An 8,134-nucleotide genomic window follows, 5' to 3' on the forward strand; every position below is an offset into this window, starting at 1 on the left:
ATCTAATCATAAAAGGATATATTTGCTAAAACTGATTGATTGGGTGTTATATATCATAATTTATAATATATGCATAAAAAATATTGAATAATGTTTGCAATTTCGACCAATTTTTATTATATTGTATTTGCTTATGAATATATCACCTCATATGATTAATTTCATCGATTGATACCATTTGTTTTTAACCCACCTAACTTAAGGAATCTGCCATGACCATCCAGTCTGCCATTGAAAAAGTAGAAAAAAACTACGCTCACCAACCAGAATTCATCCAAGCGGTAAAAGAAGTTGCGCTGACCATTGATAAGGTGTATGCCGACAATCCTAAGTTCGAGGAGTATCGCGTATTTGAGCGTCTTTGCGAGCCTGACCGCATCATCGGTTTCCGTGTAAACTGGGAAAATGACAAAGGTGAAGTTGAAGTTAACCGCGGCTGGCGTGTTCAATTCAGCAACGCGATCGGTCCATATAAGGGCGGTATCCGTTTCCACCCAACCGTTACTGAAGGCACCCTAAAATTCCTAGGCTTCGAGCAAATTTTCAAAAACGCACTAACTGGCCTACCTATGGGCGGTGCCAAAGGTGGTTCGGATTTTGATCCTAAAGGCAAATCAGAAGCCGAAATCCGCCGTTTCTGCTACGCATTCATGCGCGAACTACACAAAAACATCGGTAAAGACATGGACGTACCAGCAGGTGACATCGGTGTTGGTGGTCGCGAAGTTAACTACATGTTCGCCATGTACAAGAACCTAACTCGTGAGTTTGAAGGTGTATTGACTGGTAAAGGTGTTGGTCACGGTGGTTCATTAATTCGTACCGAAGCGACTGGCTATGGCTTGGTTTACTTCCTTGACAACATGCTAAAAGTGAACAACGACAGTCTAGTAGGTAAGACGGTTCTAGTGTCTGGTGCAGGTAACGTGGCACAATACGCTGCCGAAAAAGCACTACACTTAGGCGGTAAGGTAATCACTTTCTCTGACTCTAGAGGCACCTTGGTTGATCACGACGGTTTCACTCAAGAAAAAATCAATTGGGTAAAAGACCACAAAGCCAACGGTAAAGCATTGGCAGACTATGTTAAAGAGTTTGGCGGAGAATGGCTTGAAGGTCAAAAACCATGGCAGTTCGATGCAGAAGTGGCACTACCTTGCGCTACTCAAAACGAAGTTGACGCTGAGAATGCTAAAGCTCTGGTTAAGCACGGCGTAAAATATGTCGCAGAAGGCGCGAACATGCCATTGACTGCTGAAGCGATCGATGTGGTACGCGACAATGGCGTAGCATACGCACCTGGTAAAGCTGCGAACGCTGGTGGTGTTGCGGTGTCTGGCTTAGAAATGAGCCAAAACTCAGTACGTCAATACAAGACCTTCGCTGAGCTTGACGAAAAACTACAAAACATCATGAAGAACATCCACGACAATTCAAAAGCGGCTGCTGAGAAATACGGCACTACTAAAGACGCCGTGGACTACATGACTGGTGCTAACGTAGCAGGTTTCGTTCAAGTAGCGAACGCATTAGTAGCCTATGGTATCCTATAATACTTAGGAACCTCAAACAAAAATCCGCTCAATGATGAGCGGATTTTTTATTGTCAAATTAATGATGGCTGTGTTCTTGATGATTGTGATGTTAATGAGTGTCGTGGTTATGATTGTGATTGCTATGATCGTGCTGCATGTGTGAATGATCATGAGAATCTTCATGATGCATGTGACCATGCGCATGATGGCCATGAGAATCATCCGTGCATCATGTGCATGACGGTGGGCGATAAGGCAACGGCCAGACCAGAGATGAGCATCAGCGCACCGCTAAACTTACGTAAGTTGAACTTACTCACCGTCTTTTGAAGCCATGCGATCATGGTGTCAGTAGCGATGAGCATGGGCAGCGTACCAAGACCAAAAAACAGCATAAAGACAGAACCTGACAGTGGGCTAATTTGTGCTGCTGACACGCTAACAGCCATCACCAATGCACCATAGACCAATCCACATGGCAGAAGTCCCCATAATAGACCTGCGCCAAGCGCCTTAGGAATGCTGTCAATTGGTAGAACTTTTTGGCGAACGGGCGCAAGTTTGTTCCAAAGGCCCAAACCTAATTTCTCAAGACGAGTAAGAAATGGCACGCCAAGCATGAGCAGCGCTGCAAAAATCAGCGCACCACCCAAGAGAATGCGCGGCAAAGCGTTATTGGTCAAAAATGGCGCAATCACCGTGCTGCCAACAATCGTAGCCAGCACACCAAGCGCCATGTAGCTTAGCAGCCTGCCAAGGTGATAAGTAGCGATGAGCGTTTTTCGCTTGGCGGGCGTGAGATTCTTCATTGAGATGCCAAAGGCAGCAACGATGCCGCCACACATTCCTAGGCAGTGCGGCGAACCAAAAAAGCCCATGGCGAGCGCTGCGATTAATAAAGAAGCTGTCATAATTACCTCTATACTGGCAAAAGCTGGTATGTTATTTTCGTGAATCTTTTTTTAGGATTTTGCGGCGCTCTTGTCTGTCGTCTAGGATGATCTGCTCTGGCGCATTGTCCAGATCTTCGAATTGGTTAGATTTGACGGCGTACCAAATCGCCCAAATCGCCACCACGAACAGCATGAGACTCAAAGGAATGAGCAGATAGATGCTAAGCATGTGTATTCCTCAGGATGATTGTCAATCCTGCTTATCTCGGCTGACGTATAAGTCATAAGAAAGATCGATACAGGAAAATCCGCAACGAGCCATTATAACATAATGGATGTTAAAGGTTCAATGAAAAGAATGTTCAAGTAATGCGCTTATTATACTATAATTTGGCAGCCAATACCTAAACTACAAAAATGCAACCAAATTACCTGCTTTTTGCATTGTGTTTAACGTCAAAATACGCAATACTAAACTCATAAAAGTGATTAATAATCAAAGTATGAGCCCAGCCGGATGTAAAATTATACGATACTTTATGCGATTTAAATATAATACCGATTTACTAGCTACTCAGGGATTAAATAAAAGCGCCGTGCTTTTGGTATCGGTGCTATTTTTCGTTGGGTGTAGCGATCAGCCCCCCAAAGGTGGTGACGAATCTAAAATAAGCAGCGCGCCCATTTCTGCTTCGCCCAGTTCAGCCATCGCCATCGGCAAGACTAGAGCGACCGAGCAATTCATCGCCAAAAAATGGCAAGTCATTAGCATCAATGATCAGCCTGTGACGAGTAAATTGGTTTTGGATTTGCACGATTTTAGTCGCGGGCAGGGCGAGTTCTATGATGACTGTGAGCGCATCTTGGTGGATTTAAATACAAATGATGTCTCTAATGAGCGTCTGTCGATAGATAACTCCACCAGGCAGGGCGGCGATTGTAGCAGCGAGCTTATTGATACCATCATGTGGATCTTAAGTGATGTCTATGCCTTTGAACGCAGCGGCGATGAGCTGCACATCATCGCAGTTCAAGACACCATTCGCTTTGTGCCATTAGATTAACGCGAACTCCCTTCCTATCCCAATTATTTTTTCTTTGTCTATTCTAAGACATACAACTAACCGGTGTCATGTCACGTCTGTCGGTGGGTGTGATATCCTCGTTTTTGGCGATGGATTGTAATTCAAATGGATTTGCCAGCAAGTCAAATAATCTCGATACTTCTGTAAAATCATCCTTCAGGGCTCCTTGAATGGCACGTTCCGCCATGGCGTTACGTAGGATGTAGATTGGATTGGTTCTTGTCATGAGATCGATGGATTGCTGAGCATTCGTTATGGTGGCGATATAGCGCGCTTGCCAATCTTGCCATCTCTCGATTCCGCCTTGTGCGCTGATCTTTTGGGTTAATTGATCAAATAAATCCTGCTCATACGGATGCTCATCATCTGACAGCACGCCAATCAATGCGCGAAAACTGTTGGTATAATCCAGCTCATAAGTCTTTAATAAGCCAACAAATTCATATGCCAAATCTACCGCGCCAGTATGTGATGAATCCAGACCGATTTTGTGGCAGATGCCTTTGTCATAATACCGATGGAAGGTTGCCTCATAGTCTTCTAGACATGCCAACATCACATCGTGCTGCACGGATAGGAAGCTAAAACAAGACAACCACTTTTGTAGATTCCAATGCCCGATGGTGGGCTGATTCTGATAAGTGTAACGCTCATGATGATCAGAGTGGTTGTTAATCCACGTCGGATTGAATCGCTCCATCATGCCAAATGGCCCAAAGTCCAATGTTGAGCCTGTAATATTTAGATTGTCCGTATTCATGACGCCATGGCTAAATCCAATCAACTGCCAGCTTGCGATGAGTTTTGCGGTGTTTTGACACACTGCATGCAAGAATTTATTGATGTCATTCCCCACTTCTGGATAATAAATATCCATCATCTGATAAGTGAATTCACCCAAAAGCTCGGGTGCGTACACAGCAATCCATTCAAAATGACCAAGCCGCACATGACAATCACTGGTGCGCAGTAGGGCAGCGGCACGCTCCATTTGGTTGCGAGCGATTAAGGTATCTGACACCACAAAGCCAAGCGCATTAGAGCTGGCAATGCCTAGGCTGGACAAGGCATGACCGCAAAGATATTCGCGAACCGTACTGGCAATCATCGCGCGACCATCTCCGAATCGGGAGAAGGGTGTCTTGCCTGCGCCTTTTAAATGCAAATCGGTTAATTTGCCTTGTTTGTCGATGATCTGGGTGAGTAATAAACCGCGACCATCTCCAAGCTGGCCTGCCCATTGCCCGAACTGATGTCCTGCATAGACCATGGCAAGCGGTTTAAATCCTTCAGGAAATGCATCGTTATCTGCGCCAATGATTCTTTGCCAATCCAACACATCACAGGGAAGATTGCTCATGCTCTGGTGTAGTGCATGATTGAAGTGCGCAAGCTTGGGATTATCCAACGGCAGAGCGCTTTGTTTATGATAAAGTCTGGGATTGACGGTAAGATAACTGTGCTGATGATTCATGATGTTCTTCTTCGAGGTTTGATGAGATTGTAGCATAAAAAAACCCTCCGCAACATGGCGAAGGGTGTGGAGAAAACTGCTTAACTTGTTATGGCTTAGCCTTGGGTTGATTTGCCTTTTAGCTGTAGGTAAGCATTTTCGATGCGTTCATCGTGCGCTAGAATCTTAGCCTCGACTTGGGCGAATTGTTCTTTTAGCTTCTCATCGGCTTCGTGCAAGCGATTGGCGAATTCGGTACGCCTTAATTCGACTGATTTGGCTTTTAGGGCGTGCCATTCTTCTACCGTCTGAGTGAATGCTTCGTATTCTGCGCTGATGCGATCTTTGAATGCCATGAAACGCTCATCTAAAGTCATCTCTTCGCCTTTGGCGATGCGCTCTTGAGCACGTTTAAACTGCATGGTAACTTCAGCGTGTTTGATGGTAACGTCATCAACGCGTTTTAACTCTTTGGCAAGACCGACTTTATGTAGTAGACCGATGAACCATTTGGTTGGGTCATACTGCCACCATTTTACGCCATTGCGATAGTCGTATTGGAAATAGTGATGGTAGTTGTGATAGCCTTCACCCCAAGTAAAGATCGCAAGGATTGGGTTGTCGCGTGCAGTGTTCTCGTCAGTATATGGGCGAGTGCCGAACATGTGGCACAGCGAGTTAATAAAGAACGTGAAATGATGTGTTAGTACCATGCGCAGCAAACCTGCGATTAGGAATGTACCTAGCATATCGCCCGTCAAAAGACCCGCCAAACCAACAACCACAACGTTGGTCACAATGACCCAAATGCCATAGTATTTATGCTGCAGTTGTAGCACTTTGTCTTTTTTTAGGTCTGGGATGTTCTTGTAGTCGTATTGACCGCTTGGGTATTTGTGCAGCATCCAGTCCATATGACTAAACCAAAAACCACGTTTGGCAGAGTACGGGTCATCATATTCGTCATCGACATGGCGATGATGCGTACGGTGTCCAGAGCACCAATCAAACGCTGAGCTCTGTACAGCCAACGTTGCGCCGAGCAGCAAGAAGTATTTGATGATCGGATGGGCTTCATAGGACTTATGCGCCCATAGGCGGTGATAACCTGCCGTGATGGATAGACCTGTCCACGCCATAAAAAACGCAAAAGCAGTCCAGACAGCAGGGTTCACGCCATGAGTCCACAGATACCAAGGTACAAGCACGATGGCAAGTAATGGCGTAGAAAGTAGCACGATGGCAGGCACCCAGTTGATGGGCGCATTTTCAAAGGCTTGAGGGTTTCTTTCGACACTCATGTCAGTTTCCTGTTGGTCAAAAATAAGTCAATGAACTAGATGAATCTAGGCGTTCTTATTTAAATAAAAAAGTAGTTAAAGCGTTGATATTCTTATAAAACCTATTGTAGCCTAAAAAAATTCAAAAGTGAACATTTATTCACGAAAATTTATTAAAACTTTGTAACTATTTTTATCCCCATTTTGTCTGTGCAGATTTTGAGTTGATTGCAGTCAATTTTGGGTTGATTTCCGACAAATTTTCCTAATTTGACAAGAAAAAAAGCTGTTTTCGGTGGGGTTGTTTGTTATAATTTTCTTAATTTTTGCATGAAGATTTGCACGCTTTGCCTGAATTTGGGATTTTTGGCAAGTGCTAAAAGGCTCTAAGGATAACCATGTCAAGCCGTAAAGAATTATTTGAAATAAGAGAATCTAAGATCTTACAGACCGCTGAACAGCTGATTTTGGAGTCGGGCGAGGGCGATTTGACACTAGACAGCCTTGCGCAGCACCTTGATTTGGCAAAAGGAACACTTTATAAGCACTTTGCCAGTAAGGACGAGCTTTTGCTTAGAATCTTAATTCATCATGAGCGCAAATTATTTATGATGAACAAGACCGCCGATGGTGCGGGTGCGGGCGTTGCGCGGATGGTGCTGCAGCAATTAAGGCTACCGCAGCGTGCAATGCTGTTTAATCACATTGAGGAGCGACTTGCCAGCACATCATCTGGGCTGAATAAGATTTTTGCAGAATTATACCAAATCCGACGCGAGCGGATGAAATGTATGCTTGATATTGCAGAGACTTATCTGAATGAACAGCAGAGTGCCATGACCGTACGAGATTATATGGCGAGCATTTGGGCGATCGGACAGGGTGGGGCGGGACTGCTTAATTCTAGCTTCTATCAGAGATACCTTGGTAGTCGTGAGACTTTAAAATATGCGTTCGTCAAGCAGCTGCTTGATTTGCCAAAGTTGTACCCGCTAAGTGACGAACTTGATAGAGATGAGGGTGCGGCAGATGGCTATACTAAGGGGAATTTGATACAGGGAAAAGATCAGTCAATCGCTAGTGAAATGCAAGACCAAAGCGCAGTAGGGTTTTAAATTTAGAATAAACAAAAGACGCAATGATTTGCGTCTTTTGTTTATTTGGGGATTGATGCCAATTAAGATGCTTGATCGGCAGGTTGAGCTGTTTGTTCGGGCACGTCTTTTTTAGGATGTTTGCCATGTGGCGGTGGCGGAAGCTCTGTTTTTTTCACAGTTTAGAGAATGAATTTTATCATTGATGGTAACAGATAGAACGCCCATGTCGCCTTTTTGGTGCCATTCGTATTTTGAAGTAGGATTGGTTTCGTTCACGAAACGCTCACCTGAACCTGTGGTTGCTGCTATCATCTCAAGACGAGTATCGTTTAGATTCCAAGAGGGCGCATTAACTTTTAGCAATGCTTTATCTTGTCTAGGCAGCTGATGCACCATAACGGCTGCGTCTGACTCACATTGATAGGCTTGCAAATTACCTTTGCGCTTGCCATCTTTATGCTTGTGGTGCTTGTCACCATGCTTGTGATGGTCTTTCATGCCTTTATGAGCGTCATGCATTTCGCTGTGTGGATGGCCATCGACGGCTTGAGTGTTGTTGGTTGCACAACCTGTCATAACCATGGCAGAGACGATACCGCTTGCGATCAGTAGTTTATTCATGATAGTTTCCTCGAATGATAAAAAATAAAATATATTTTGCTTTTAGGTCTAAATACTAATTCTAAATACTAATGAAGTCTTAAGACCTTAATTTATTCTATCCAAAAAATTCAGACATGATGTAACGCGTACAGGAAAAATTGTATGAGTGATGTGAAAAATTTTACCCA

The 8,134-nt window shown here is 44.2% G+C and carries 8 protein-coding genes; 3 read left to right on the forward strand and 5 right to left on the reverse strand.

Features of this window, described 5'->3' with window-relative positions; all coding sequences use genetic code 11:
• Positions 1-212: 212 nt before the first annotated feature.
• A complete protein-coding gene (gene gdhA, locus GY683_RS01455; protein ID WP_297287063.1) occupies positions 213-1,553 on the forward strand; it encodes an NADP-specific glutamate dehydrogenase in 1,341 nt (446 codons plus the stop codon).
• 200 nt (positions 1,554-1,753) lie between these two features.
• Here gdhA and GY683_RS01460 read toward each other — a convergent pair whose 3' ends face one another.
• Positions 1,754-2,446: a sulfite exporter TauE/SafE family protein gene (locus tag GY683_RS01460; protein WP_297287064.1), complete on the reverse strand. Its 693-nt coding sequence runs from the start codon at positions 2,444-2,446 to the stop codon at positions 1,754-1,756.
• Positions 2,447-2,477: 31 nt separating this feature from the next.
• Positions 2,478-2,657, reverse strand: a complete 180-nt coding sequence (gene ccoS, locus GY683_RS01465) for a cbb3-type cytochrome oxidase assembly protein CcoS (protein ID WP_046696195.1) — start codon at positions 2,655-2,657, stop codon at positions 2,478-2,480.
• A 310-nt stretch (positions 2,658-2,967) separates the two neighbouring features.
• On the opposite strand from ccoS, the gene GY683_RS01470 reads away from it, so the two are divergent.
• Positions 2,968-3,492, forward strand: coding sequence for a hypothetical protein (locus GY683_RS01470; protein WP_297287065.1), 525 nt, complete (start codon positions 2,968-2,970; stop codon positions 3,490-3,492).
• Positions 3,493-3,535: 43 nt separating this feature from the next.
• Here the strand turns inward: GY683_RS01470 and GY683_RS01475 are convergent, their stop codons facing one another.
• Together GY683_RS01475 and GY683_RS01480 are read right to left on the reverse strand one after the other, a co-directional pair.
• Positions 3,536-5,023 carry a protein adenylyltransferase SelO family protein gene (locus GY683_RS01475; RefSeq protein ID WP_297287066.1) on the reverse strand — a complete coding sequence of 496 codons (1,488 nt, stop codon included), beginning with the start codon at positions 5,021-5,023 and terminating at the stop codon, positions 3,536-3,538.
• 59 nt (positions 5,024-5,082) lie between these two features.
• Complete coding sequence (locus GY683_RS01480) at positions 5,083-6,267, reverse strand: fatty acid desaturase (RefSeq protein WP_297287067.1); 1,185 nt, start codon at positions 6,265-6,267, stop codon at positions 5,083-5,085.
• Between the two features lie 377 nt (positions 6,268-6,644).
• Between GY683_RS01480 and GY683_RS01485 the strand changes: the two genes are divergently transcribed.
• Entirely contained in the window at positions 6,645-7,361 is a 717-nt protein-coding gene (locus tag GY683_RS01485) for a TetR/AcrR family transcriptional regulator (protein ID WP_297287068.1), read from the forward strand.
• A 111-nt stretch (positions 7,362-7,472) separates the two neighbouring features.
• Here the strand turns inward: GY683_RS01485 and GY683_RS01490 are convergent, their stop codons facing one another.
• Positions 7,473-7,964 (reverse strand): MliC family protein, encoded by a 492-nt coding sequence (locus GY683_RS01490; RefSeq protein ID WP_297287069.1) that lies wholly within the window; start codon positions 7,962-7,964, stop codon positions 7,473-7,475.
• Between the last annotated feature and the right edge of the window lie 170 nt (positions 7,965-8,134).

Origin of the sequence: Moraxella sp. (genome assembly GCF_024227015.1) — a bacterium.
In the GTDB taxonomy this organism is placed as follows: Bacteria; Pseudomonadota; Gammaproteobacteria; order Pseudomonadales; family Moraxellaceae; genus Moraxella.